Here is a 236-nt window from a genome sequence, read left to right on the forward strand (position 1 = left end):
AGGACGTCATCCGCGTGGATCACTCCGACGCCCCCGACGACCTCGTCCGCTACGGCAAGGACATCGAGAAGGCCGTACTCGCACGCGGACTGCGCTACCACCTCGAGGACCGCGTCCTCGTCCATGGCAACAAGACGGTGGTGTTCCGATGACCGCCCGGATCATCGACGGCAAGGCCCTCTCGAAGCAGCTGCGCGAGGGCTTCCGCGAGCGTGTCGATCACCTCGCCGACCAGG

The 236-nt window shown here is 66.5% G+C and carries 1 pseudogene; it reads left to right on the forward strand.

Features of this window, described 5'->3' with window-relative positions:
• A pseudogene (locus B4920_RS31220) lies at positions 1-152 on the forward strand (formyltetrahydrofolate deformylase); the annotation flags it as partial.
• Between the last annotated feature and the right edge of the window lie 84 nt (positions 153-236).

Origin of the sequence: Zoogloea sp. LCSB751 (assembly GCF_002028455.1) — a bacterium.
Classification (GTDB): Bacteria; Pseudomonadota; Gammaproteobacteria; order Burkholderiales; family Rhodocyclaceae; genus Zoogloea.